Below are 25,511 nucleotides of genomic sequence, written 5' to 3' on the forward strand. Positions count from 1 at the left end.
TGACCGCTGGCGGTGTAGTTCCGATGAAGACTTGGCTACTCTTCTAGCGAAACTGCTTCATCCGCATATAGCGAAGGGGGAGCGGGTCGCCATTTTCTGGGGGAACCTCGCGATTCCGACCGTGACTCTTCCAGCTCGCCTCGTTGTTGCATATGCCGGTGAGATATCAGATATCGGGCCACACTTCTGGATCTATCCAATTGGCGGTTCGACTCTGATCGAATGCCTTATGGATGGACAAGTGACTGTCGCCACGATTCCATAGAGCTCGTATCAAGTTTTGTTGAGTCTTCGCTAGCAGATGAGGGCGCAGGCGAGTGAGATGAGTCCGTTGTGGAGGTCGGTGTGGACTTCCCAGCGTGTGGCGAGGCGTTTGTACTGGTGGAGCCAAGAGATCGTGCGTTCGACGACCCACCGGATTTTGCCGAGCCCGATGATGCCCTTCGTGCCGCGTTTGGGGATGATCGGTGTGATTCGCCTGTGCTGCACCGCTTCTCGGACTCTGCGAGAGTCGTAGCCCTTGTCGGCGAGGACCGTATCGGGGCGCCGTCTGGGCCGGCCGGGTCTGCCGGCGATCGGCGGGATCGCGTCGACTAGTTCGATGGCGCAGGTCACGTCGTTGACGTTGGCGCCTGTCGTCAGTACGGCGAGCGGTACACCGTTTCCGTCGCAAGCCACGTGGTGTTTGGACCCAGGACGGCGACGCCTCGACCGGGTGAAGGCCCCACACGTGAGCCCCCTTTTTAGACCGTATGTGCCCCGCGTCGATCATCGCCGTCGACCAGTCGAGTTCACCGGCTCGGTTCAGCTCCGCCAACAAGACCCGATGCAGGCGGTCGAACACGCCCGCATCGGTCCAACGTCTCAAACGCCGCCAACACGTCATGCCGGAACCGAACCCCAGCTCCTGGGGCAGATCCTCCCACCCGATCCCCGTGAACAACACGAACAAGATCCCTTGCAGACACTTCCGGTCATCGATCGGAACCGGACCCCGCCGCCCCGGACGGTGAGGAGGCAACAGCCTCTCCACGAAACTCCACCAGCGATCATCCACGATCCACGGTGCAGCCACCCCGCCATCAAACCAAACCCGGCAAGCCCACTACCAGCGGGACCACCACAGAAACTTGATAGGAGCTCTTAGAGCGATATCTTGGGCATTTGGAGGATTTCAGAGGAGGTGAAATGCCGCGAAGTGATTATTATTTGGCTCTTTTCCGCATGTTGGGTGATGAGCGTGTGGGTTGGGATGTCGTTTCTTTGGCAGGGAGGGGCATTGCAGTGGAAGCATCCAGCAACGTTTGGATGTTGAATGTAGGGAAGCGTTCGGTGGATCCGTATCGATTGGGTGCTCTGCTTATCGCTTTCGGTGTGACGGCTGAGCGGATTCCTGATCTGTGGAAGGCGTTCGATGATGGCGTGTTGTCGAGGGAGGATTTTGTTGCGCGGTTGACTGAGACCGTCGAGTTTCTTGAGGCGTGGCCAGACATTGAGCCTTTTTCATCCTGTTGGGGATTCGTTGGAGTGCAGCGGATCTAGGGTTCTCGGGGTGTGGTTCTGGTGTGGATTGTGGCCGGGTGTGGGCGTGAAGGAAGCTCCTGGTAGAACGACGGTTGTCTATGTCGCTGTCCCGCAGGAGCTTCTCTTGTTGTTGTATCAGGCGGGTTTGGGCGTTGTCGTCGTCGACCCTGCGGTTCGTGGCCGGGGTGATTCGTGCCCACCGGAAGAAGGCCCGGGTGCGGTGGCGGCGCGTTACTGCTGGTCGGCAGGCGTTGATGACGCTGGCGTATCTCCATAAGGGTGAGACGTATGCGTGTTTGGCGGTGGGGTTCGAGGTGTCGGTGTCGACGGTGTTCCGTCGGGTGAACGAGACGATTTCCCTGGTGGCGGCGCGTGCGCCGGGTTTGGTGAAGGTGTTGCGGCGTGCGAAACGGCGTGGGGTGCCGTATGTGATCCTCGACGGGACGTTGATCCATGGTGATCGCGTTGCGGTGGATCATCCGTATTACTCGGGGAAGCATCGGACGGATGGGGTGAACGTGCAGGCCATCACGGCCCCCGATGGTGATCTGTTGTGGACGTCGGGTGCGTTGCCGGGGTCGGTTCATGACACTGCCGCGGCACGGATCTGGCGGATCCCAACCTACTTGAGGGAGACGGGCATGCCGACCCTCGCCGACAAGGGCTACACCGGACTCGACGACCAGAACATCGCAACGCCGTGGAAGGGCCGAGACAAGCCCGGCCCGAAGAAAACCCAGAACCGGACCCAAGCGCGCCTTCGCGCACCCGGCGAGCGTGGCTTCGCCGAACTCAAGAAGTGGCGGATCCTACGACGTTTGCGCTGCTCAACACACCGAGCCACCATCATCGTCCGCGCCATCACCGTCATCAACCACACAGGATGAAAAAGGCTCAAGGATACGGAGCGACTATATTTGACCTGCGATGATGATCTGGTTAGGGACAGGGAGGTCTATGGTGCAAGAAATTGATGAATATCGTGCTAGGCGGACTTTGTCGATGCTTGCGGTGGATGGATGGAAGTCTGCTCAGATGGGATTGGAGATGTGGGAGAGGTCGGATCGTCATGATCTTCTAACTTCTCCGCTCGAGAAGGGTTACGTTTCAGGGCTGTTCGCTCTCCGCGCGAGAATTCTTCGAAAGTCTGGGCTCAAGTCAGTCGATGTGGATCGATGTGTACGCGCCATTGAAAGTAGCGATATGTCGGAGGTTGTTGTTCTTTCGATTTTCGACAGTGAATGGTCGTGCATTTTCGTGACCTCTCCGGATCTACTCGTCCCTATCGGGTCTATAGCGATTGCGCAGCGGGAACCAACCCTGATTCTTGATCAATGAGCTGACGGGTGAGGTCAGTACTCAGGTGGGCACGAACCCTTGTGACATCTCAACTCCTTCCTGCCCGCTGCGTCCCCAGAAGACTGCCCAGCGGTGAATGGCGGGCCCAAGGACGGATTCGCTATTGCCGTCTGGGCTGTTCTCGGTACAGCGACAGGTAGGTTGGCGGTACTTCCTAATAGGAGGAAATGACGGTGTTGATGATTCTGTATGGTGACCTTAATGGGGAGATGGGTCTCGATGGGACGGTCGGCAGCTTCGTTGCGTTGGGGCAGCTGCTTCGGCGTGGATCAGGTGACATGGATCTGGCGACGGCGGATGATCCGTATCCATACGTGGGTTCCTTGTCGCGTATCACTGTCCGCCAGTCGAACCGCAAGATCGTGATGCGTGTTGTTGATGGTAAGGACTTCGAAGTGTGCGGAAACATGGATTCGCTACGTCAGCTCGCGCGGAATATCGAGAACTTTGCTGCTTCTGCATACGGTAAGGATCATCTTCATGTCGATTATCATCCCGATCATTGGTATCTCGAAGAAGAGTCGGTTTCGCTGGTCGTGCGCGTTGACCCAGCCCTCGAATGATCCCGTTTCAGCCTGCCGAGATGTGGTGGACTGCAACGGATCTAGGAACCTGATGGTGTGATTCTTGTGTGGGTTGCGGAAGAGGCGTCTTCATGAGTGCTGACATGAGTCGGGCATTTCGTATTGACCCGGACTCGATTGCTGGCAATCGCTGGCCGCATATTCAGCACGTGCACTTTGAGATATTTGAGAACGGCAAGAAACTAAAGGTTGTCCCGTTACGGTGGGTGGGTGAGGGTGATGTCTCGCATGTGGGCGATGGCGATGGCGCTGGTGGCGTGGAGGACTCCGTCGCCTTTGAGTCTGCAGTTGCGGAGGATGTTCCAGTTTTCTATGCTGCCGATGGCGTGTTCGATCCGCGCGCGTATTCGTTTGTGGATGGTGTTGAGGTCGCGTTGCCATGGGGTTATGGTGCCGCCGTTGGGTTTGCGGTAGGGGATGATCACGTGTGGGTGTCCGGCGTAGCCGCCGTCGGCGATGACGGTGGCGTTGCCGGCGGCGTGGTTTATTCCGGATTGGGTGAACGCTTTCGAGTCGTGGCGGCTGCCGGGGAGGGGACCGGCCACGGCGACGGTCAGGCGGGTGTCGGCGTCGATCATCACCTGGATGTTGCTGCTGCGTCGGTAGTTCTTCGACGAGTCGGCGCCACGGTCGTGGGTGGGGACCAGGGTCCCGTCGACAATGAACACTCTGCCGGTCGTCGCGGCGGGTCGAGCGTGTTCCAAGCCCAGCAACGGTTTCAGCGAATCCATGATCCGACCGGCCGCTGACTTCGAGACACCGAACAGCGGTCCGATCTGACGCACTGTCAGGTTCGTTCGCAGGTAGACGGCCACCAGCAACACCCGATCGGCCAAGGTCAAGCTCCACGGCCGGCACTTACGCCCATCGGCGATCACGGGCCCGCCACGATCGGCCACAATCTCCACCAGATTCCCGAACTGCCTGGGAGACAACCCACTGAACACCCGAATCCACTCCGGACTATCAACACTCAACCTGAACACGCCCAGTACAACGACCGACACCCCAACCAGTAACGGGACAACCTCTAGTAAACAATCATGTGGAACTCGAGTAGTAATGAGGAGAGGTGAGTGATGGAGATCAAGCTGGAGAAGCAGGGTCGCATTCTCTCAGGGTTTTATGAGGGTTACTACATTAAGTTCCATAAAGATTCTCAGGTGACTGGTGGCTATTATGTCTTCCTGCTCAATCACCTGACTTTGCCGACGGATGGGGGTGACTTCTGGGAGCAGGATTGGGAACACCTCGAAGAGTTCGTGAAGTCGTCCGAGTGGGAGATTGAGTGGCTGGAGGATGGCGGTGATGTCATTCTCAGTGAGCCTGTCCCTGGTGTAGAGCGTGGTGACCAGGTCGATTCGGCTGGGGTCGTGGTCGATGTTGAGGTGGAGTCGATGCCTGTGGAGGTCGATGAGGATGCTGTTCGGCGGGTTTTGTCGATGCTCGCCGAGGATGATTGGTCGGCGGCGCGAACGGGTTTGTCGATGTTGTCGTGTGTGCCGGAGCGTCGTGACTTCGCGGCATCGCTGATGAAGCGAGGCGACGCTGTGGCGTTGTATCAGCGCCGCGTATCCGGGTTTGCGTGGCACGGTGGTGTGGCGGCGTTCTTGCATGCGATCGCTCACGCTGATGTTCCGGAGGTGGTGACCTTCTCGTTCACCAACAACGAAGCATGGACGTGTGTCGTTGTCGCGGATCCGGACCTTCAACACCCGATCGGGTCGGTGCTGATCCCGAATGAGAAACCCTCCCTGGTAACGGAACCAGGACCAGGGAGCTGTCTTGGGTGCACCGAACAGTGAGCCCCTTCCCTCCTGTTTCAGTTACGTTGGGCTGCAGCGGATCTAGGCTCGTGTCCATGTAGTTCTCTCCTCGGATCCGAAGATGGGTGAGGTCAGCACTCAGCTGGTGACGGCCCTCCCGCGTACGGGCGATGAGAACAACAAGGTCGACCGGGTCATGGTCGATGTGACGGTCGACGTCGACGGTCATGGCAAGGGCGACGAGGTCATCGAGTCGACCGCCGGCCACGCGTTCTGGACGAACCTCACCGAGCCGTCGAACGATGGCGCGAAGTGGGTTCCCGCCCGCGATCTCGTCTCGGGCGCGTGGCTCCGCACTTCGTCAGGCACGTGGGTCCAAGCAACAGCCCTGACAACCGAAACCCGCCCCGTCAACACCTACAACCTGTCAGTCAGCCAAACCCACACCTACTACGTCCAAACCGCGACAGCTGACGCACTCGTACACAACTGCGAGGTAAAGGAGCACTCATCCCTCTGCAAATGCAAACCAGATGAACCTAGAAGTGAAGTAACTCTCGACTTTAGCTCATTCGAACAGGCTAGGAACTATGGACTGGACCTGATAGGAAAAATTGATCTAGCATCGAGGAGCAGTATCAAAGGCAGATTGGGATCGGCGGTTGAAACATTGGGGAGAGTGACCGGTTTCAAAGGGCGCAGCGATGGAGCACATCGAGAATTTAGGCTTGATGTTGATCCCGAAAAAGGGACACATATCAATGTGATGACAGGAAAAGGTCAATGTGTCCGAAAGTGGGCACTCAGGTGGCCGGGAACTAGTGTCGCTTCCTGGCTAGTTAGGAACGCATAATGAAAGTCAACCCCGCTCGTGACTACGGAAGTCGACCGGATTACCTTCCTGAATTTATGCAGGACAGTGAGGTTTCTGAGGCGTGCCAGATTGTGATGTTGAGTTACGAGGAAAGCCACGTATTGGAGGAAGCAAGCCTGAATAGATTTGTAGCCTTCCGGAGTTCGGAGCTGCATTGGGAAGAAGGCTCGTACACTATTCGACGATTGTGTGATGATGGTAATGACCTCGCTCTAGTGTTGAGGGAAATGTTGGCACCCTGTGTGGAGGAATATGACCATGTCGCCATTTTCTGGCCAAACCTACTGCTGCCGACCGTGACGCTTCCTGTCCGGGTATTCATTGATCGCGTTGCGGAGATCTGGGACACGGATCCGCAATTCTGGTTGTATCCGGTAGGCGGACCGATTCTGATCGAATGCTTGGTTGACGGCCAAGTGACGGTCGCCACCATTCCATCGACTTGATCCATCGAGCCTCTTTCATCCTGGCGTGGATCTTTGTGCTGCAACGGTTCTAGGGTTCTAGGTGTGTGATTCAGGTGTGGATGGCGCCGGGTGCGGGCCTGAAGGAAGCTCCTGACAGAACGACGGGCGTTTATAACCGTTGCTTCACAGGAGCTTCCTTTTGTTGTTGTATCAGGCAGGTTTGCCGTTGTCGACCCTCCGGTTCGTGACGGCGGTGATCCGGCGGGTGAACGAGACGATTTGCCTGGTAGCGGCACGTGCACCGAGTTTGAGACGGTGTTGAGAGGGCGAAACGGCGTGGGCTGCCCTCGCCTGATACAACAACACGGGAAGCTCCTGTGAGACGGCTGGCTTAGACACTCGTCGTTCTGTCAGGAGCTTCCTTCAGGATGATCACCCAGGCCGTGCCTGCCCCACACCCCGACCCCACCAGACACAAACCCGACAAAACGACACCTCGAGCAAGCCCTGGGCCGGGTACGACAAGGTCATCGGCAACGCGAAGAAGGTGATCGAGCGGGCGAAGGCGGCGTCGAAGAGGGCGGAAGATTCTCCGAAGAAGGACGTCGACGACGTCGCGGAACCGACGCCCCCGAAGAAACCCGACGACAAACCCGATAAACCCAAACACGAACCCGCGAACACGGACAAGGCAGCGTGTAACTCGTTTACTGCTGCGGCGAAGGTCGTGATGGCGGACGGGACGGCGAAGCCGATCGCCGACGTCGTCGTGGGTGACGAGGTTCTGTCTTCTGACCCGGCCACGGGTGAGGTCAGCACTCAGCTCGTGACGGCCCTCCCGCGTACCGGCGACGAAACCCACAAGGTCGACCGGGTCATGGTCGATGTGACGGTCGACGTCGACGGTGATGGCAAGGGTGACGAGGTCATCGAGTCGACCGCCGGTCACGCGTTCTGGACGAACCTCACCGAGCCCGGTAATGATGGCGCGAAGTGGGTTCCGGCCCGCGATCTCGTCTCGGGCGCGTGACTCCGCACCTCAAGCGGCACCTGGGTCCAAACAACAGCCCTCACCGCCGAAACCCGCCCCGTCAACACCTACAACCTCACCGTCAGCGGACCACACACCTACTACATCGACCTTGCGAACACCGATGCACTCGTACACAACGTTGGCGAATACTGCGGCGACGATGCAGAAGCTCTAAAAGAGTGGGACAAAGGGACCTTTGCTACTGTTGAAGATTCTGCCGATTATCATCTCGATAAGCATGGAAAAGGAAGAACGTTCGCGGAATACACTCAAGAAGCTCGGAATCTGTGGAATAAGACAAAGCCGAGTGATCGCATTCCTTGGCCACTTAAGAATGGAGCCAAGGGATGGAAAATCAGGGGTGGATTCTTTGGCGGCGAGGGTATCTATACCGGAATCGGAAAGATCGTGACCTGGTTTGACTAATCAAAAGAGATTTGAGCTGGCTTTTGCTGCATTTCTATCAATTCCATTTCCAGCATATCCACGATCTGAGGAGCTAGCAGACTGGTGCTCTGAGTTGCTTACGATAGACGGGCATGTCGCGGGATACGCATCTCGTGTGCGGTCTGGCTTTTTGCACGCCAGAGAAATACCATCACTTGACGAACTAGTGTCCGACGTTGAATCGCTTCGAATGTCGCTCGAGCTCATCCATTCCGAGTCAAAAGAAACGACCGAACTCATCGACGAGTTTCGAACCTATGTTTCAGCGTTGGAGCGTTTGATTCAAGAGCTTGGCCGTCTTTCTATGAGCTCCTACTAGAAAGGTCCTTTGGCGGATCCTCATACCCCTATTGATCCCGCTACGATTCGGCCAGGGGATGACTGGCCAAAGGAGAAATGATTGTGCTGGCGATTCGGTATATCGACCTTGATGGGGAGCTGGGCCTCGATGGGACGTTCAGCAGTTTCGTTGCCCTGGGGCAGCTGCTTCGGCGTGGGTCAGGTGACATGGATCTGGCGACGGCGGATGATCCGTATCCATACGTGGGTTCCTTGTCGCGCATCATTGTCCGCCAGTCGAACCGCAAGATCGTGATGCGGGTCGTTGACGGTAAGGACTTCGAAGCGTGCGGAAACATGGATTCGCTACGTCAGCTCGCGCGGAATGTCGAGAATTTTGCTGCTTCTGCATACGGTAAGGATCATCTTCATGTCGATTATTATCCCGATCATTTCTATCTAGACGAAGAGTCGGTTTCGCTGGTCGTGCGCGTTGACCCAGCCCTCGAATGATCCCGTTTCAGCCCGCCAGGATATGCTGTGCCACAACGGATCTAGGACTCTGACTGTGTGATTCTGGTGCGAGTTTCGGCCGGGTGCGGTCATGAGGAAAACTCCTGATAGGGCGGCGGTTGTCGAAGACCGTTATCCCACAGGAGCTTCCCTTGTTGTTCTACCTGGCGAGTTTTCCGTTGCCTGAGTTGACCTTCCGGCTCGTGGTCGTGTAGCTCTGTCTTCTGATCCGAAGACGGGTGAGGTCAGCACTCAGCTGGTGACGGCGTTGCCGCGTACTGGCGATGAGAACAACAAGGTGGACCGGGTCAAGGTCGATGTGACGGTCGACGTCGACGGTGATGGCAAGGGCGACGACACGATCGCGTCGACTGCTGGTCACGCGTTCTGGACGAACCTCACCGAGCCCAGTAATGATGGCGCGAAGTGGGTTCCGGCCCGCGATCTCGTCTCGGGCGCGTGGCTCCGCACCTCGTCAGGTACGTGGGTCCAAACCACCGCCCTCACAGCGGAAACCCGCCCCGTCAACACCTACAACCTCACCGTCAGCCAAACCCACACCTACTACATCAAGTTCGCGAACACCGACGCACTCGTACACAACTGCGACGACGGTGGCTTTAAGCGACCAGTTTCTGAGGATGAGACGTCCAAGATCAATCAGGAATATGGCGGGACGAACACACTTCATGGATCTCCGGGAAATGCACTCGCCAATGCGAGTCGCTACCGTAGTTTCTGGGAGAAGTCGGCAGTGATGATTCGCGACATCGCAGGAAGCCACATGTTCAATGACGGGAATAAACGGACCGCTCATGCGGTAGTTTCTTTGCTCATGCAGCGAAATAACGTTATCAGTGGACCTACTTCGGCGGATCTGTGGAACGTCATTCTGAGGGTGAGTGACTCGAAAAAACCAGGACACACCATGGATATTAAGGGCATTGCATCGATGTTGAGGGGGTTCTGATGGGAGGTAGCCTTGGGTGGATATTGAGCTGATAATGGAGGCGCTTGGAGAAGCTGGCGTCACTACAGTAATCAAGTGCGACCATGAGAGATCAGTGCTTGGAGGAAAGCCGTGGACTTTGGTGATGTCGGGTCTTGCCTTGGGTAGTTCCGGTCCTATCCATACAGACTCACGAAGCTTGCAGGATTGCTTGGAATTCGGTTTCCGTGAATTGCGAAAGCGCCCCGGAAACTGGGACTGGCTGGAGCTGCTCTCATAGGCCATTCTACGGTCCGTCTGTATCTGAAGGACGAGCACCCATAAACAGTGCTCGTCCTTCGACTGTTTATACGCTGTTCCTCGGAAGGAGCTGAGTTATGCATCGATATGACGAATTTACTTTCGGTTTGACCTTGCTAATGCGTTCGTTTCATTAAGACTGGACGAAATTGATCCTGAGACAGGAAGCCAAAAGGTGTTCAAGGGCTCGAGGGTTCATGAGAGGCCATGGGCAGGTGCTCTTGAGTTCGATGTCCCTGGTGCTCGTGTTCCAGGTAAGGCGAGGATTCTTGCGTTGAAGGGAGATGGGTGGATGCGGCTTGGGTGGTCGACGGATCATTATGAAACAATTCATCCTTTTACTGCCCCACATTTCCCTGATGCGGGGTGGACGCGTCGCAGGTTAGATGTTGGTACTTAATCGAGGAGAAGGTCTAAATAGTATGAGTGATGGCCTGGCGTTTACGCCCTTGTATCGTTTCACCAATGGTGTGGGTGGGACGACGATCATTGAGGCGCTTGAGATCGAGGGGTGGTTTGTTGATCCTGAGGAGGATGAACCGGATGAGTTCGTGATATTCGGTCGGATGGTCAATCCGGAAGGTTTGAGCGATGAGTCTCCTGGGAATGTGGTGATGGATGTCCTCGATGCGACGGGCGGGGATATGGGGGGCTATGACATCGGTTCAATGGTGGTTAGTCGTGTTGAGTCGAGTGACATTCCGGGGGTGGATCGTATCGGCGGTACGTTCTTCGGCCATACGGCACCGTTCGCGGGTGCCGGCCTGTTTTATCGGCGGTTGGCGACTGGTGTGCCGGTGCGGTCAGGGGAGTGGATGGAGTATCCAGGCGAATGGCATCGGAGTTGGCTGCATACGGTTCAAAAGCGGTGGTCGGGTGGTGGGCGGTCGGGTGATTGGCCGGTGTGTGTGATGGATGGTCGGCGGATCGTGGGGGAGGCGAGTTTCTACTGTGCGATCGGTGAGGCCGTGAGCGGTCCGGGGAAGTACTTCGGGAGCAACCTGAACGCGCTGGATGATTGTCTGATGATGTCGGTTCACGGTGTGCCGTTCGAGTTGGTGTGGACGGATTTTGCGGCGTCGGCGCGGCGGATCGACCCGTTCGAGGTGGAGATCGCGATCGACATCTTGATCGAGTACGACATCACGGTCACCCTTCGATAGAAGAGCGCCGATTGAGCCTTTCCGCGTAAGCCGTGGTGTGCAGGGAGCGCCTGGTCGTGTTCTTTGTCGAGCATGACGAGGGTGGCTCGGGTGATGTCATGGCTGACGGGACGGCGAAGTCGATCGCCGATGTTGTCGTGGGTGACGAGGTTCTGTCGTCGGATCCGAAGACGGGTGAGGTCAGCACTCAGCTGGTGACGGCGTTGCCGCGTACTGGTGAGGAGAACAACAAGGTCGACCGTGAGATGGTCGATCAGGGGTGGATTTTTTGGTGGCGAGGGTACCTATACCGGAATCGGAAGATCGTAACCTGGTTTGACTAATCAAAGAGATTTGAGCAGGCCCTTGCTGCATTTCTATCAATGTCCTTTCCAGTATATCCACGATTTGAGGAGCTAGCAGGCTGGTGCTCTGAGTTGCTTATTCTAGACGGGTATATTGCGGGATACGCATCTCGTGTACGGTCTGGATCCTTTCGCTCCGGAGAAATACCATCGCTTGACGAACTAGTGTCCGATGTTGAATCGCTTCGGATGTCACTCGAGTTCATCCATTCCGAGTCAAAAGAAATGACCGAACTCATCGACGAACTTCGAACCCATGTTTCAGCGTTGGGAGCGTTTGGTTCAAGAGCGTGCCCGTCTTTCTGTGCAAGATCCCTGGCTATATCGGAAGCCCCTATTCCGTCGCAGATTACGTCCTGGCTTGAGAAAAAGGGAATACCATGGAGGGTCATGCCAAGGGTATGAGGCACGGCTTCCTCATATATGACGTTCGAAAATTGCGAGAAGATCAGAGGAGCAGCTATGGGGATATGCCTATTTCCTGCGGATGGTAATAATGATAGTCCAGATGCGTGCTTCTCATACGGTGGATTTCACAGGTTTCGTACATGTCTCGCGATGGTTGAAGGAATTGAACTTGGAAAGATGGTTGGCTTCGGTGGGGAGTTGTCATGGGACGAGGTTTCTTCGCCACTCAAGCCGATCTTGAATTTCCCTGATGATGGCGTGCCGACATTTTCTGCCGAGCAGTGCCATCCAGTCTTGGCTCGGTTGAAGGCCATCCAGGAAAGCTGGCCGTTGCATAAGTTGATGATAGCCGAATCGATGGAGTTCGAGCGTGGGGAAGCCAGCGAAGTAGATCGTGGCCTCCACAATCTCATTGCGGTTATCGACATATGCGTCGAAAAGAGAGTGGATCTCTTCACGATATAGAAAAAGGGCTAAATGTGAGCCTTCTTCATCCACTGTGGTTGATGGTGATGATGGCTCGGCGACGTCGGTGGATCAGTCTATTGAGCAGCGTAAACAATGGACTTGCACTTGAGGGAAACTGTGCATATCGTTTCACACGCTGATATAGAACCTCATGTACGTCGATATGCCCATTGCTCGATTGGTTCCGGGCGCGAACCCTTGTGACATCTCAACTCCTTCCTGCCCGCTGCGTCCCCAGAAGACTGCCCAGCGGTGAATGGCCGGCCCAAGGACGGAGTCGCGACGACGGACTCGCTATTGCCGTCTGGGCTGTCCTCGGTACACGACAGGTAGGTTGGCGGTACTTCCTAATAGGAGGAAATGACGGTGTTGATGATTCTGTATGGTGACCTTGATGGGGAGCTGGGCCTCGATGGGACGTTCAGCAGTTTGGTTGCGTTGGGGCAGCTGCTTCGGCGTGGGTCAGGTGACATGGATCTGGCGTAGGTCGGTTGATGGTTTCAAAGCCTGGCGGGGCGTGCGGTTTCTGCATGTCAAATGTGGCAGGAATGTTGCCAGCGAACTCATCGCTCGCGGTTCGATCTCAGCTCGGCCAAGTTTTCAGTGAGGTATCCTTCTGAGGATTTGCTGAGGCGCGGTCTTTGTTGCCGAACCTCGACTGCTTCCTATGAGCTCCTATCAAGTTTCTGTGGTGGTGCTGCTGGTAGTGGGGTTGGCGGGTTTGGTTTGATGGCGGTGTGCCTGGACTGTGGATCGTGGATGATCGCTTGTGGAGCTTCGTAGAGAGGCTGTTGCCGTCTCATCGGCCAGGGACCTGTAGCCCGGTTCCGATCGATGTCCGTAGATGTTTGCAAGGGATCCTGGTCGTGCTGTTCACCGGTATTGGGTGGGAAGATCTACCACAAGAGCTGGGGTTCGTTCGGGTATAACGTGTTGGCGGCGTCTCCGCCGGTGGACGGATGCGGGTGAGCTCGAACGGTCGAAGGCGATGATCGATGCGGGGCACATCCGGTCTAAAAATGGGACTCATGTGTGGGGGCCTTCTCCAGTCGAGGCGTCGACGTCCTGGGTCCAGACACCACGTGGCTTGCGACGAAAACGGTGTACCGCCGTACTGACAACCGGCGCCAATGTCAACGACCTTGGCCTGCGCGATCGAACTCGTCGACGCGATCCCTCCCGTCGCCGACAAGGCCTACGACGCCCGGAAAACCCGAGAAGCTTCGCAACACAGGAGAATCATGCCGGTCATCCCGAAACGAGGCACGAAAGGCATCATCGGGATCGGCAAAATCCGATGGGTCGTCGAACGCACCATCCTCTTGGCTCCACCAGTACTAACGCCTCGCCACACGCTGGGAAGTCCACACCGAACTCCACAACGGACTAGCCTCACTCGCCTGCGCCCTCATCTGGGACCGACGACTCAACAAAACTTGATAGGACCTCTATAGGCCACTATGGTGCATTATGAAATGAACAGAAAAAATTTTAATCCATCCGCGATCGTCAATCTTACCGATTGGGCTAATCTCGAAAATGCTGATGGGATGGCCTTCCCGGACACTCCGGCCAAGCTTCGCGACTTGGTGTCGGGTGACTTTTCGGCGGTGACGAGTTCGCTCGATCACCTTTATAATAATCTTCTCAATGATGGGGTGGTTTATTCTGCAACCGTGCCAGCTTTCAGATATGTTACTGCGCTTCTGGGTGACCTGCCAAGTCGAGCCGCACTTATCCCTTCGTGGGAACGTGGAAAATTCCCACTCCGAGGCAAACTTCTTACATGGCTAGCCAACGTGGCCTTTGACGTCAGCGTTGGCCAGGAGCAACGTATTCGAGAGTGGGGAAAGTATTCACCGACCGAGCCATTTCCGAATTTCAAAGATATTAGGAGCATTTACCCGGAAGCTTTTCCGAGCGTTGCTTCCCACTTTAATGACTCTGATTTGAGGGTAGTGGAGGTGGCTCTCGTTGTCGCCGTTCGTTTCTTGGAGTCTCCGGCGTTGGCGGTGCATCGCGGGAGATTGACCCCTTTGGTCGAGAATATTCTAGCGTCAAGTTCCAATACATGGCATAGAATCTTGGCCTCCCAGGCATTGAACGCTTGGAAGAAAGGGCGCGTGTTGATTGAATCTGTTGCCGATTCGATCTCCTCCGAGAAGTATGGGCGAGTTTGCAACTCACAGGAAAAGGGGGGATCAATTGACGAGCCTCCTTTTTAGAACTCCTCTCAAGTTTTTGTGGTGATGTCGCTGGTAACACGGTTGGCGGGTTTGGTTTGATGCCGGGGTGGCCGGACCATGGATCGTGGATGATCGCTTGTGGAGCGGCTGCTCCTGCCTCATCGTCCAGGGCGGCGTGGACCTGTTCCGATCGATGACCGTAGATGTCTTGCAGGGGGTCTTGTTTGTCCTGTTCACGAGCATCGGGTGGGAGGATCTACTACAGGATCTGGGGTTCGGCTCGGGGATGACGTGCTGGCGGCGTTTGAGACGTTGGACCGACGCGGGGGTGTTCGACAGGTTGCATCAACTCCTGTTGGCGGAGTTGAACGCCGCCGGTAAGCTCGACTGGTTGAAGGTTCTTGAATCGATGCCGGGCACATGCGGTTCAAAGAATCGAGGCTCAGGTGTGGCGCCTTCACTCGGTCGAGGCGTCGAGGTCCTGGGTCTGAACACCACGTGGCTTGCGACCGAAACGGTGTACCGCTCGTCGTGGTGACCACTGGCGCGACCGTCAACGACGTGGCCTGCGCGATCTGATCGACGCGATCCCCGCCATCGCCGGACGCCGTGGCCGGCCCCGTGAACGGCCCGATGTCGTCCTCGCGGACAAGGGCTATGACGCGCAGTCGGTTCGAGAAGTGTTGCAGCACAGGCGAATCACACCGGCCATCCCTGAGAGAGGAACGAACGGCATCATCGAGATCGGCACAATCCGATGGGTCAGCCTGATCGGTCCATCTCCTGGCTCCACCAGAACCGAACGCCTCGCCACCCGCTGGGAAGTCCACACCGGCCTCCACAACAGCCCCGTATCCCTCGCGTGCGCCCTCATCTGCTACCGACGACTTAACAAAACTTGATAGGAGCTCCTATATACGATGGGAAATGGGAAAAAGTTGGTCAACAATCATGTCCGACTCCTTTGGTCGTGAGGTTACGGAGACGATGGAGATCAAACTCGAGAAGCAGGGTCGTATTCTCTCTGGTCCCTTTGAGGGATATTTTGTCAAACTTCATGAAGATCCACAATGGATAAGCGGTTACTATATTCTGCTGGTCAATGATCTGGAGAACCCAACTGATGGAGGTGATGATTGGGTAAAAGATTGGGAGGATCTTGAGGAGTATGTGAGAACGTACCGATGGGAGATTGAGTGGTTGGAATGAAGTGGGAACGATAGGAATCGACACTTCATCGCTCTGCGGCTTGGCCGTAGGGATGTGTTGGGGCGCAAGTGATGTGGGCTAGTTGGCGTGTGGTTCTAGTGTGGATTGTTGCTGTCCGTGGGCATGGGGAGAGCTCCTGATAGAACGGGCGGTGCTCAGAATCGCTGTCCCACAGGAGCTTTCATGCGAACCTGGTCTCGGGCGAATGGCTCCGCACATCAAGCGGCACCTGGATCCAAACCACCGCGGCCACGACCGAAACCCGCCCCACCAACACCTACAACCTCACCGTCAGCCAAACCCACACTTACCACGTTCGGATAGCCGACACCGATACCCTCGTACACAACTGCGGTGAATCCCTATACGAACCTGGTGGAAAGCATGGGACTGCATCCCGTCCAAGCTCTCGGGGAGTAAACAGCGCCGAGCCTCAAAATGGTCAGGCCGCCCTGGACAATTCAGTTCCTGTTAAGGGGACCTCACCTCGGAGAATCGGCGTTGATATCAAGAATGGTGAGATTGTGGTTCTGGACCGAACTGTCCAGCGCCCATGTACATGCGGTGGAGGAGGAACGATCGATATTTTCCACGGCCATGTTCGTTCGTGGGCCGACCTTCATGTGGATATGCAAAATTCCTTGAAAAAGGCGGGGCTTGTTGATAAGAAGGGGAGGATAGTGGGGTGACATCAAAGGATTCCAAAGCGTCTGATGGGGAATGGCGATCGGAGATGGTAGCCCTCATCGCCAATGGTTCGCTTGAAGAAGCGGCGAACGCGCTTGTGTCATTGGCATTCAATGACGCAGACGGCGCCTGGGTCGAAGGCGTTCTTTTGAGCTGCCTTGATGGAGACTCCCATAGCGAACTGAAACTCCTCTCGCTCACATGCATCGGACATCTGGCGCGAATCCATGGAACGATACAAAACCCTCGCACGATAATGCGGGTCAAGCAAATGGCCAAGGTCTCGGGTTTTGAAGGTCGGGCGCAGGATGCGCTAGATGACTTCGAGGTGTATCTAGGTATGAGGTTATACTCCAAATGAATTGGGCGGGCCTACATCTTTGATTGAGCCTTTTTCATTATGGCGTGGATCTGTTGGGCTGCAATGAATCTAGGACTCTTGGTGTGTGATTCTGGTGTGGATGGTGGCCGGGTGTGGGCATGAAGGAAGCTCCTGTTACAACGACGAGTGTCTAAGCCAGCCGTCTCACAGGAGCTTCCCGTGTTGTTCTATCAGGCGTGTTTGCCGTTGTCGTCATCGACCCTCCGGTTCGTGGCGGGCGTGATCCGTTCCCACCTGCGGGAGAACAAGGTCCGGTGGCGGAGTTCTTTCTGCTGGTCAGCAGGCGTTGATGACGCTCGTATATCTCCACAAGGTGCGTGTGTGGGAGCGGGCTTCAGCGTGTCGGCGTCGACGGTGTTCCGGCGGGTGAACGAGACGATTGCCCTGGTATCGGCCCGTGCGCCCAGTTTGAGGATGGTGTTGCGACGCGCGAAACGCCGCAGATTGCCCTATGTGATCCTCGACGGTACGCTGATCCACTGTGACAGGGTCGCGGTCGACCGCCCGTACTACTCACCGGAAACACCGGACCCATGGCGTGAACGTGCAGGCCATCACCGACCCGACGGTGATCTGTTGTGGACGTCAGGTGGCCTGCCAGGTTCGGTTCATGACTTGAGGGAGGCGGGCATGCCGACCCTCGCGGACAAGGGCTACACCGGACTCGACGACCAGAACTTCGCAACGCCGTGGAAGGGCCGAGACAAACCCGAACCCCAGAAGGACCAGAACCGGCTCCAAGCGAGACTCCGAGCCCCAGGCGAACGCGGCTTCGCCGAACTCAAGAAGTGGCGGATCTTGCGACGTTTGCGCTGCTCAACCCACCGAGCCACCGACATCGTCCGCGCCATCACCGTCATCAACCACACAGGATGAAAAAGGCTCAATCATGTTCCCCTCATCTAGTCCAAAGGTCTGTTTATGGACATCAAGTTGGAGAAGCAGGGTCGGATTCTTAGGGGGCCTTACGAAGGGGCTTACGAGGGTTACTTCGTGAAGTTTCGCGATGACACTGATGTGACCGGTGGGTACTACATTCTTCTTGTCGATGACCTGATAACCCCCACCCATGGAGGTGATTACTGGGTGAAGGATTGGGCTGAACTCGAGGAACTCGTGACGTCGTCCCATTGGGAGCTTGAGTGGCTGGAGGACAGCGGTGACACCCTTCCCCTTGAACCTGTCCCTGCCGTAGAGCGCGGTGACCCGATTGCTCCGCCAGTGCGCCGATGGGTCGTGGTCGATGCCGAGGGGGAGTCGATGTCCTTGAAGATCGATGAGGATGCTGCTCGGTGGGTTTTGTCGGTGCTCGCTGCGGATGGTTGGGCCTCAGCGCTAATGGGTTTGTCGATGTTGTCGTGTGTGTCGACGCGTCGTGATTTTGTGGCGTCGCCGATGAAGCGAGGCGAGGTTGCGGCGATGTGCGAGCGCCGCGCAAGTCTCGTCCGGGAGTCCGGGCTCATGTCGCTCAATGTCGAGCCGTGCATACTTGCGATCGCTAACGCTGATGTTCCGGAGGCGGTGACCTTCTCGTTCACCAACGAAGCATGGACGTGCGTCGTCCTCGCGGATCCCGGCCTTCAGCACCCAATCGGGTCGATGTTGATCGCGAATGAGAAACCCTCCCCGGTAATGGAACCAGGACCAGGGAGCGGTCTTGGTCGTTCCGAACAGTGACTGATTCTCATCCTGCCGGGTATCTGGTGGGCTGCATCGGATCTAGGCTCGTGTCCATGTAGTTCTCTCCTCGGATCCGAAGACGGGTGAGGGATCTCGTCTCGGGCGCGAGGCTCCGCACATCATCAGGCACGTGGGTCCAAGCAACCGCCCTGGCAGCCGATACCCGCCCCACCAACACCTACAACCTGTCAGTCAGCCAAACCCACACCTACTACGTGGAAGCTGCGGCAGCTGACGTACTTGTACACAACTGCGAGACCGGTACTGTCTGGGATGACATTAAAGGAACTCAGGACCCGATCCCGGGAACGGGCGGTATTCCGAAGTCGTTTGAATTGACGGCGGGAGACACTCGGGCTTCGGTCCATCCAAATGTGACAAAGCACTTTGTTGAAAAGTTGACTCCACTAAAAAGGGAAGGGGCAAGTCCAGAAATGATTGGATTGGCTTCGCAACAGCTACTCAGAAGTCTTCAGGCCGTAGTGACCGATGCGATTCGTGGCGGTGTGCCTCTAGCGCAAAGGATGTTCGTCCAAGGTTGGCAGCTTGAGTTCAACCAACGTCCTAGTGACGAACTTCCAGCACTTATGCACGGAAAGTATAAACTGCCAATATGATGCTGCAGATACTTGGTGATGTAGAGTGTTCCGGGGCCATAGCGGAGGCTGACCCTTGGATACCTCTGACAGTGTTGTGGCAGATCAGCTGGCGCGGAGGGCCGCTCTATCTGTCTATCCACGGAGATGATGGCGGTTATGTGGCGCTCAAAGTTGATCCTGATTCGGGTGCGCTCTACAGCCTCGTGGTCAGCGGACTTCCGCCTGAGAGTGATCGGCCAATCGATGATGCCCCGACGGTGCCTGGATCATGGTCTCCGGTCTTTGATGTGAACATGTGGGAGTGGAAGGTGACTCCGGATTACCGGGAGCCGTCTCAGTTTCATATAGATGCGACTTCCCCGCTTTACCACTCGGCTCCGGGTGACCTGTTGGCCGTGTGGTTTTCGGATTCGCCGGTCAGTCGCTATCTGGCGTGCGGTGAGGTCCGTGTCGGCGTATCGAGCATCGATGAACTCGTCAGCGTGGTCGTCCGCCGACCCCCGGTTACCATGCCGGAATTGCTTCCTGGAGTGAGCCTTTTTCATCCTGGAGTGGATCCATTGGACTACAACGGTTCTAGGGTTTCGGATGTGTGATTCTGGCGTGGATGGCGGCCGGGTGTGGGCATGGAGAAAGCTCCGGATAGAACGACGAGTGTCTATGCCAGCCGTCTCACAGGAGCTTCCCGTGTTGTTCTATTAGGCGACTCTGCTGTTGCCTGAGTCGACCTTCCGGCTCGTGGTCTTGTAGTTCTGTCCTCGGATCCGAAGACGGATGAGGTCAGCACCCAACTCGTTACTGCCCTCCCGCGTACTGGCGACGAGAACAACAAGCTCGACCGGGTGATGGTCGATGTCGACGGTGATGGCAAGGGCGATGAGGTCATCGAGTCGACCGCCGGCCACGCGTTCTGGACGAACCTGACCGAAGCGTTGAACGATGGTGCGAAGTGGGTTCCGGCCCGCGATCTCGTCTCGGGCGCGTGGCTCCGCACCTCATCAGGCACCTGGGTCCAAGCAACAGCCCTGACAGCCGAAACCCGCCTTGTCAGCACCTACAACCTGTCAGTCAGCCAAACCCACACCTACTACGTCGACCTCGCGAACACCGATGCACTCGTACACAACTGTTCTGATCTTGTGGGTGACGAAGCCAAGTTCCCCCAGGCTCATACACTCAAAGAACATGTGAACGTATCGGAGAGTCAGGCTATCGCATTGGCGCGCAAGAAGGGCGGCCCGAACAGCGTCTTCGATAATGTTGAGATTGCTCAATCAGTTGCAGATAGCGCGATTGCTGGGAGCGCCAAAAGAATTGCAAGATGGCTTCGAGGTGGGGGCCAGAAATTGACTATATCCGGGCCTTCTGGTATAGCTTCGCTTGGTTGGATGGCTGATGTCGATGGGGAGATCAGTAGAACTGGAGGCGATTTCACGATGATACTTCAACGTGAAAAGGGCCATAAGGCTGGCTACATTGTTTATACGCTGTTCCCCGGAAGGAGGTGAGTTATGCGATCTACTGAATTTACCTTCGGCTTGACATTGCTAATGCATTCGTTTCATCAAGACTGGACGAATGATGCGGCGTCCGAGGTCGAAGCGGTTCAGAATAGGCTATGGCTCGGGTCTGATCCGAGAGAAGTCATGCTGCTGCGCGGGGATGCACAACGATTGCTGGAGCACCTCTCGTCCGAAGCGATCGAACGTTTGTGGAACTCCGGGGTATGTGGTGGCTGGGATCTGAACTTTTTCGGTCGTGGTGTTGAATCGGGAAGCGAATGGATGCGCATGATCGTGGAACAATGTGACTCCTGGTTGTCGCGGAACGAACATCAGACTGTGCAATTGTCGGATGCTGACATGGACGATGGCTTTGCGCACATTCGTCCCATTCGAGACGAGGTGACTCGATCCGTTGATGTGCTCGGAACCGAATTGGTATCTGTACTTGACGAATGTGCGCGGTCATGCTCGCCGGAGCTTGCATTCCGAGTTCTTTTGCAGGCGTTGGTGAACATGGGTGGGAAGTGGATCACCCTTACTCAATATGAACGGATGCGCGAGATCGGCGTACAGCTTCACTATGGTGAGTTCGTGGTATCGGATATCGAACACGTCGTACTAAATCCATATGCAGAGATCGTGAATATACTTCGAAGCCCCGAGAGAAACGGCCTCTCAACATTCGGCGAATACGTTGCGTATCTGCGAGGGATTGATGAAGCATCTCCACAGCGCCTCCTGGTGGACTTTGGCTTCTGGCTGGCCTGTAAGTATGAGGAACGATTGAACCTGACATTTCGAGAGAAGGTCGGAATGCCATGGGATGACATCATCCTCAAAGTCGTTCGTGGTGATTCAGCGAACGCGCCATCAAATGAGGTCCTCCGTAGTAGCTCGGTGAGTACCGAAGTGCTTCGACTCTTGTTTGACGAGCTCAATACCTACGTCATGGAACGGCATGGCCGGACCTTGGAAGATCCGTTCCGTTCGCGCATGGCCATCGAAAGTTAGCACGTTCCGGAGCTCAGACGTCAATAGTGACGGCAATGGCACCAAAAATAGGTAGTGTGGATCGTTTTCGAGTGAGTTGGTGAAATGCCGCAACGTGATGATTATATGGGATTCTTTCGCATGCTGATTGATGAGCGACTGGGTTGGGATGTCGTTTCCTTGGCAGGAAGGGGCATTGCAGCATATGCATCCAGCAATGTTTGGACGTTGGACGTTGGGAAGCGTTCGGCGGATCCGTATCGGTTGGGCGCTCTGCTCATTGCTCTCGGTCTGTCGATTGAGCTGTTGATGGATCTGTGGAAGGCGTTCGATGATGGCGTGTTGTCGAGGGAGGACTTTGTCGCGCGGTTGACTGAGATCGTCGAGTTTCTGGAGGCGTGGCCTGACAGTGTTCCGGAGGACTACACGCCGCCTCCATTCGAGGACTGAAGATCTGTATCGCGGCTGAGCTGGTAGTCCGGGATCGGCGAGGGAGGTTTTATGAACATCGATGGTGATCCGGTTTTTGCGGCTCTGATCGATATGGTCGATGAGCGGGACCACTTGGATGTTTCGAGGTGGCTGGGCTGGGACGGTGTGGCCATTGCGGGCAGGGGTATCGCTGCTTATGCGGCTGTCCAGCTGCGGATCGCGGAGGCGCGGGAGCGATCGGCGGGTCCTGATCAGTTCGCGGGCCTTCGCGAGTCTTTGAAGTCCATCATGGATCCGTTGCCGGGTGCGTGGAGGTGGTTCGATGAGGAGGCGATATCCTGGGAGGACTTTATGGCGCTGTTGACGGAGACCGTTGAACGCCTCGAAGCGTGGCCCAGCTGCGACGTCTGACGTGTGATCGACCCGTCAAAAAGGATGACCTGATGCGGCCTTCACCGGCAGCGCAAGGTGGCTGGGCTATGGCCCGCCTGAAACTCTTGCTGCCACACAGGTGTCTACGTGAAACAGCGGTAGATAGGAGTTGAGTCGTCACATGGATGCTGAACCCGGGATTCCCGATGGTCTGAACGATGAGTTGAAGGCGATCCTGGCCGAGGGATATCCGGAGGTGGATGCGGTCGATGCTACCGACTATAACGGCGAAGTGGGGAATGCTCTGGATGCCTTGTCCTACTTCAGGTTGTTCTGGCCGGAAACCTTCATCCACCATGGTGCCGTGTTCGTTTGCTATTACGGAGGTATGCGGGCTGACGTCATCAAGGGCATGAGTGGTGATTCGGGACGTCCGTCGGCGGTTTGGACGTGGGAAGAAGCGGTGAACTCGTGGAATCGAGTGGAACCGCATCACATGTTCCGAAACTACCCCGTTACATATGATTCAGACCTCGATACGGAAAGCATTCTCGCTAGGGCGTTGATCGTTTCCTGGAGTGGCTGTTTGAAGGCCAAGTACCCTGACCGGCACTTCGCGGTCACATTGGATGATCCTGATCCTCATTCGGGTCCCTGGCTGCAGGTCACTCAGATCTCACCCAAATTGGTGACCCCACAGGGATGGCAGCCGATGGGCGGATACGTAAAGCCTTCTTCATCCTCTGTGGTTGATGGCGGTGATGGCGCGGACGATGGTGGTGGCTCGGTCGGTTGAGCAGCGCAAACGTCCTAGATTCTGCCACTTCTTGAGCTCGGCGAAGCCGCGTTCTCCGGGCGCGCGGAGTCTCGCTTGTATCCGGTTCTGGGTCTTCTTCGGGCCGGGTTTGTTCCGGCCCTTCCGCGGCGTTCCGACGATCTGTTGTCGAGTCCGATGTAGCCCTTGTCTGCTAGGGCTGGCAAACCCGAGGCGGCCAGGTGTGCGGGGATCATCCGGATCCCCGCCCCCGTGTCATGAACTGACCCCGGCAACCCACCAGAAGTCCACAACAGATCACCGTCGCGCGAGGTGATGGCTTGCGCGCCATGCCCACACCCGGTCACAATCCACGCCAGAACTACACGACCTCGAACCTCGATTGTTTGAACCCCAGCACATCTGAACCAGGATGAAGAATGAAGAGTTTCGAGTTGAAAAATTCGAGACCATGGCATCGGAGTATCCCAAAGATCGTGACATTGCATCCTTGGTTGAGCAGTTCCCCGAGATACATGCTCGGATCATTTCGTGGATTCGCGATGCGATTCGTGATCGCGCATGGCGTAGGGTTGATAAGTTCGTTCTCGTGGCTGCTGCTGTGAAGGCCGAAGGTTTGGGCGATGTTCTCGTAGAGATTCTTTGCTCAGATATTGAGCAGGTTAATCGAGAGGATTATGTATGTATCCTTGGGGATCTCCGTGAAGTGGACGCCGTTGACTGCCTGACCAACTTGGCGGAACGGACGATCTTGACGGATGGCCCTTCGTACTGGCTGATCCAGAAGATCATCGGATCGCTCGGGGATATCGGAACGCACGATGCGCGTGAGTATCTTGTAGCGATGACTAAGGAGCCTTGGCCGAAGGTTCTTAGATGGCATGCGGCGGTCGAACTTCAGATCGAGGATGAGCTTGGATTTGATGAAGATGAAATGCTTGGCTGGTCTGAATAGCCTTATGTGACCCGAAGACGGGTGAGGTCAGCACTCAGCTGGTGACGGTGTTGCCGCGTACCGGCGACGAGAACAACAAGGTCGACCGTGAGATGGTCGATGTGACGACCGATGTCGACAGTAACCCTAGGGCAGAACAAAGTCGAGTTGCGAATCAACGATACCGAGTTCTGTGACAGGGCTGCGAAGACTTGTTCCGGGATGACAATGGCGGTTCAAGGCGACGTCGACGGCTTACCCTGCGGTCCTGTCGGTATCTAAAGAACGAGCTTCTATGACTGTTTGTCCTTCAGATCTACCCGAGAGCTGGGTTGGGCTCCGGTCTGAAGTGTTGATGGCGCTAGGTTAACGAAAAGAGACTACGAAGATTTATGGACGAGTCTGACCTTAGCAATATGGAACGTGTGTATATGGCTGCAACCACTGGCCAATGGCATGTCCGGTCTCTTGACGATGCCAGGGCGATGAATCTATTGGTGATCAGCAGTACGCCTGACACTGGTCGTCAAGAGCGGTGGCCGGACTTTTATCATGGTGAGATCATCGCCGCGGCGTTGGTGCAGCAGCCCCGGTTCGTCGAAGTGACGGATGAACGATGGGACGAGAACGCTGGATTCATCGAGGTCGCGCGAGAGGATTTTCCACGGCTCATTGATGAGATCCGTCGATTGAGGGCTTCGTTGTTGGAACAGTCCGTTCACCATGATGATGTCTTGTCGAGAGTCGATTCGGGGATCGGAGGACACATGGACGATTCGGAGCTTGACGAGCTGGAAGGCGTGTGCGCGAGGGCGACTCCGGGCCCATGGTACGTGCGGGAACTCGCCGACGATCGCGGAAAACGCCTAGTCGCCGTGAGTACTGTTCCCGATACTGGTTGGGGTGATCGGTGGCCGGACTTCGATGGTGGCGAAATCGTCGCCGCGACCCTGGTGCAGAACCCTCGTTACGTGGACTCGAGCGATGGGCGATGGCGTGAGAACGCAGAGTTCATCGTGATGGTGCGCGATGCCGTACCGCGGTTGATCGCCGAGGTCCGTCGCATGCAGAAGCTAGTGGCGCGGCGGTCATGACGCTGGCGCTGATTCGGTCAGGGGCGCAACGTTTCAGTGATCCTTAACCAGAGCGGTGAGGCACCACTGCGCGGGTCGTGAGCTGGCAGGGTGTCGCTTGGGGATGGAAGACGGCGTTCATGGTCGGCCCACGGACGAGGAGCAGCGTCGCCTCGAGGTTGAACGTGAATCACTGAGCGCGCGGCGTCGGCGAGGGGGTTGTTCTGCCCCCGTCCGGGCGAACTCCGGCCCGGCACCAGTATTCCGAT

At 56.4% G+C, this 25,511-nt stretch carries 28 protein-coding genes and 4 pseudogenes; 30 read left to right on the top strand and 2 right to left on the bottom strand.

The features are described from left to right. Positions 1 to 294: 294 nt before the first annotated feature. Positions 295 to 1,075, bottom strand: a protein-coding gene (locus ACM9NP_RS09360) for an IS5 family transposase (protein WP_415646242.1) whose coding sequence is annotated in 2 segments (ribosomal slippage) — positions 295 to 705 and positions 707 to 1,075 — 780 coding nt in all. Because the reading frame shifts where the segments join, the coding sequence is not laid out codon by codon here. A gap of 113 nt (positions 1,076 to 1,188) precedes the next feature. On the opposite strand from ACM9NP_RS09360, the gene ACM9NP_RS09365 reads away from it, so the two are divergent. The 3 genes from ACM9NP_RS09365 to ACM9NP_RS09375 all read left to right on the top strand — a co-directional run bounded on the left by ACM9NP_RS09365 (position 1,189) and on the right by ACM9NP_RS09375 (position 3,446). Then, positions 1,189 to 1,542, top strand: a complete 354-nt coding sequence (locus ACM9NP_RS09365; protein ID WP_415646243.1) for a hypothetical protein — start codon at positions 1,189 to 1,191, stop codon at positions 1,540 to 1,542. 80 nt (positions 1,543 to 1,622) lie between these two features. Continuing rightward, on the top strand, positions 1,623 to 2,411 hold the full coding sequence (locus ACM9NP_RS09370; RefSeq protein ID WP_415646244.1) for a transposase family protein: 789 nt from the start codon (positions 1,623 to 1,625) through the stop codon (positions 2,409 to 2,411). A 639-nt stretch (positions 2,412 to 3,050) separates the two neighbouring features. Further along, complete coding sequence (locus ACM9NP_RS09375) at positions 3,051 to 3,446, top strand: Imm32 family immunity protein (protein ID WP_415646245.1); 396 nt, start codon at positions 3,051 to 3,053, stop codon at positions 3,444 to 3,446. A 218-nt stretch (positions 3,447 to 3,664) separates the two neighbouring features. On the opposite strand, the gene ACM9NP_RS09380 is transcribed toward ACM9NP_RS09375, so the two are convergent. Beyond that, complete coding sequence (locus ACM9NP_RS09380; RefSeq protein ID WP_415646246.1) at positions 3,665 to 4,453, bottom strand: transposase; 789 nt, start codon at positions 4,451 to 4,453, stop codon at positions 3,665 to 3,667. Between the two features lie 90 nt (positions 4,454 to 4,543). Here ACM9NP_RS09380 and ACM9NP_RS09385 point away from each other — a divergent pair, with 90 nt between their 5' ends. The 27 genes and pseudogenes from ACM9NP_RS09385 (at position 4,544) to ACM9NP_RS09515 (ending at position 25,263) form a co-directional block, all read left to right on the top strand. Continuing rightward, complete coding sequence (locus ACM9NP_RS09385) at positions 4,544 to 5,272, top strand: hypothetical protein (protein WP_415646247.1); 729 nt, start codon at positions 4,544 to 4,546, stop codon at positions 5,270 to 5,272. Positions 5,273 to 5,345: 73 nt separating this feature from the next. Then, positions 5,346 to 6,086 (top strand): annotated as a pseudogene (locus ACM9NP_RS09390) (polymorphic toxin-type HINT domain-containing protein); the annotation flags it as partial. Continuing rightward, a complete protein-coding gene (locus tag ACM9NP_RS09395; protein ID WP_415646248.1) occupies positions 6,086 to 6,553 on the top strand; it encodes a hypothetical protein in 468 nt (155 codons plus the stop codon). The pseudogene ACM9NP_RS09390 and the gene ACM9NP_RS09395, both read left to right, overlap by 1 nt. Positions 6,554 to 7,061: 508 nt before the next feature. After that, on the top strand, positions 7,062 to 7,544 hold the full coding sequence (locus tag ACM9NP_RS09400; protein ID WP_415646249.1) for a Hint domain-containing protein: 483 nt from the start codon (positions 7,062 to 7,064) through the stop codon (positions 7,542 to 7,544). Positions 7,545 to 7,616: 72 nt separating this feature from the next. Next, positions 7,617 to 7,973: pseudogene (locus ACM9NP_RS09405) on the top strand (hypothetical protein); the annotation flags it as partial. 417 nt (positions 7,974 to 8,390) lie between these two features. After that, on the top strand, positions 8,391 to 8,786 hold the full coding sequence (locus ACM9NP_RS09410) for an Imm32 family immunity protein (protein ID WP_415646250.1): 396 nt from the start codon (positions 8,391 to 8,393) through the stop codon (positions 8,784 to 8,786). Positions 8,787 to 9,003: 217 nt separating this feature from the next. Beyond that, on the top strand, positions 9,004 to 9,756 hold the full coding sequence (locus tag ACM9NP_RS09415) for a polymorphic toxin-type HINT domain-containing protein (RefSeq protein ID WP_415646280.1): 753 nt from the start codon (positions 9,004 to 9,006) through the stop codon (positions 9,754 to 9,756). 701 nt (positions 9,757 to 10,457) lie between these two features. Beyond that, complete coding sequence (locus ACM9NP_RS09420) at positions 10,458 to 11,198, top strand: barstar family protein (protein ID WP_415646251.1); 741 nt, start codon at positions 10,458 to 10,460, stop codon at positions 11,196 to 11,198. A gap of 56 nt (positions 11,199 to 11,254) precedes the next feature. Beyond that, positions 11,255 to 11,521, top strand: coding sequence for a hypothetical protein (locus ACM9NP_RS09425; protein WP_415646252.1), 267 nt, complete (start codon positions 11,255 to 11,257; stop codon positions 11,519 to 11,521). 579 nt (positions 11,522 to 12,100) lie between these two features. After that, positions 12,101 to 12,415: a hypothetical protein gene (locus ACM9NP_RS09430; protein ID WP_415646253.1), complete on the top strand. Its 315-nt coding sequence runs from the start codon at positions 12,101 to 12,103 to the stop codon at positions 12,413 to 12,415. Between the two features lie 758 nt (positions 12,416 to 13,173). Beyond that, on the top strand, positions 13,174 to 13,347 hold the full coding sequence (locus tag ACM9NP_RS09435; RefSeq protein WP_415646254.1) for a transposase: 174 nt from the start codon (positions 13,174 to 13,176) through the stop codon (positions 13,345 to 13,347). A gap of 546 nt (positions 13,348 to 13,893) precedes the next feature. Further along, entirely contained in the window at positions 13,894 to 14,643 is a 750-nt protein-coding gene (locus ACM9NP_RS09440; RefSeq protein ID WP_415646255.1) for a hypothetical protein, read from the top strand. A gap of 67 nt (positions 14,644 to 14,710) precedes the next feature. Continuing rightward, a pseudogene (locus tag ACM9NP_RS09445) lies at positions 14,711 to 15,506 on the top strand (IS5 family transposase). 85 nt (positions 15,507 to 15,591) lie between these two features. Then, entirely contained in the window at positions 15,592 to 15,813 is a 222-nt protein-coding gene (locus ACM9NP_RS09450; RefSeq protein ID WP_415646256.1) for a hypothetical protein, read from the top strand. A 233-nt stretch (positions 15,814 to 16,046) separates the two neighbouring features. Then, positions 16,047 to 16,502 carry a hypothetical protein gene (locus tag ACM9NP_RS09455; RefSeq protein ID WP_415646281.1) on the top strand — a complete coding sequence of 152 codons (456 nt, stop codon included), beginning with the start codon at positions 16,047 to 16,049 and terminating at the stop codon, positions 16,500 to 16,502. Continuing rightward, positions 16,499 to 16,861 (top strand): hypothetical protein, encoded by a 363-nt coding sequence (locus ACM9NP_RS09460; protein ID WP_415646257.1) that lies wholly within the window; start codon positions 16,499 to 16,501, stop codon positions 16,859 to 16,861. Before ACM9NP_RS09455 ends, ACM9NP_RS09460 begins: the two co-directional genes overlap by 4 nt. 180 nt (positions 16,862 to 17,041) lie before the next feature. Then, positions 17,042 to 17,758 (top strand): annotated as a pseudogene (locus ACM9NP_RS09465) (transposase family protein). Positions 17,759 to 17,803: 45 nt separating this feature from the next. Beyond that, positions 17,804 to 18,559, top strand: a complete 756-nt coding sequence (locus tag ACM9NP_RS09470) for a hypothetical protein (RefSeq protein WP_415646258.1) — start codon at positions 17,804 to 17,806, stop codon at positions 18,557 to 18,559. Between the two features lie 86 nt (positions 18,560 to 18,645). Then, positions 18,646 to 19,179, top strand: coding sequence for a hypothetical protein (locus ACM9NP_RS09475; protein ID WP_415646259.1), 534 nt, complete (start codon positions 18,646 to 18,648; stop codon positions 19,177 to 19,179). Then, the gene (locus ACM9NP_RS09480) at positions 19,176 to 19,757 is read left to right on the top strand and encodes a hypothetical protein (protein ID WP_415646260.1); all 582 of its coding nucleotides are present in this window, start codon (positions 19,176 to 19,178) and stop codon (positions 19,755 to 19,757) included. The genes ACM9NP_RS09475 and ACM9NP_RS09480 overlap by 4 nt, the downstream gene beginning before the upstream one ends. A gap of 156 nt (positions 19,758 to 19,913) precedes the next feature. Beyond that, a complete protein-coding gene (locus tag ACM9NP_RS09485) occupies positions 19,914 to 20,669 on the top strand; it encodes an RNase A-like domain-containing protein (protein ID WP_415646282.1) in 756 nt (251 codons plus the stop codon). A 3-nt stretch (positions 20,670 to 20,672) separates the two neighbouring features. Then, the gene (locus ACM9NP_RS09490) at positions 20,673 to 21,677 is read left to right on the top strand and encodes a hypothetical protein (RefSeq protein ID WP_415646261.1); all 1,005 of its coding nucleotides are present in this window, start codon (positions 20,673 to 20,675) and stop codon (positions 21,675 to 21,677) included. Between the two features lie 120 nt (positions 21,678 to 21,797). Continuing rightward, complete coding sequence (locus ACM9NP_RS09495; protein WP_415646262.1) at positions 21,798 to 22,106, top strand: hypothetical protein; 309 nt, start codon at positions 21,798 to 21,800, stop codon at positions 22,104 to 22,106. Positions 22,107 to 22,157: 51 nt separating this feature from the next. Beyond that, a complete protein-coding gene (locus tag ACM9NP_RS09500) occupies positions 22,158 to 22,499 on the top strand; it encodes a hypothetical protein (protein WP_415646263.1) in 342 nt (113 codons plus the stop codon). Positions 22,500 to 22,641: 142 nt separating this feature from the next. Beyond that, positions 22,642 to 23,256, top strand: a complete 615-nt coding sequence (locus ACM9NP_RS09505; RefSeq protein ID WP_415646264.1) for a hypothetical protein — start codon at positions 22,642 to 22,644, stop codon at positions 23,254 to 23,256. A gap of 391 nt (positions 23,257 to 23,647) precedes the next feature. Continuing rightward, positions 23,648 to 24,190, top strand: a complete 543-nt coding sequence (locus ACM9NP_RS09510; RefSeq protein WP_415646265.1) for a HEAT repeat domain-containing protein — start codon at positions 23,648 to 23,650, stop codon at positions 24,188 to 24,190. A gap of 395 nt (positions 24,191 to 24,585) precedes the next feature. Continuing rightward, entirely contained in the window at positions 24,586 to 25,263 is a 678-nt protein-coding gene (locus ACM9NP_RS09515; RefSeq protein WP_415646266.1) for a hypothetical protein, read from the top strand. Positions 25,264 to 25,511 lie beyond the last annotated feature (248 nt).

The organism is Stackebrandtia soli (genome assembly GCF_965137155.1).
In the GTDB taxonomy this organism is placed as follows: domain Bacteria; phylum Actinomycetota; class Actinomycetes; order Mycobacteriales; family Micromonosporaceae; genus Stackebrandtia; species Stackebrandtia soli.